Origin of the sequence: Flavobacterium hydrophilum (assembly GCF_003202405.1) — a bacterium.
Lineage (GTDB): Bacteria > Bacteroidota > Bacteroidia > Flavobacteriales > Flavobacteriaceae > Flavobacterium > Flavobacterium hydrophilum.
On the sequence record NZ_QJHL01000027.1, the window covers coordinates 1 to 258 of the forward strand.

A 258-nucleotide genomic window follows, 5' to 3' on the forward strand; every position below is an offset into this window, starting at 1 on the left:
CAACCGTGATTGGAGAAATGATCTCGTATTTAGCCATAGGCACATATCCGCCAGATACTGTCAAAGTAATATCGGCAACATTGCTCGGACAAACAGGTGCTGTGGTCACAGCAAAAGCAATATCCGTTAATGGTAAATATCTGTTTACTGTAGTGCTTCCGTTAACAATACAGCCATTGGCATCCTTAACAGAATAAGCAATAATCTGGTCTGTGCCGTTATCGCTTACAACTAAAGTGTTAACGCCGCTATAAGTAG

1 protein-coding gene is annotated in these 258 nt (G+C 41.5%); it reads right to left on the minus strand.

What is annotated here, in order from left to right:
• On the minus strand, nucleotides 1-258 hold a 258-nt coding region (locus tag DMB68_RS23495), incomplete at both ends, for a hypothetical protein (RefSeq protein WP_165830200.1).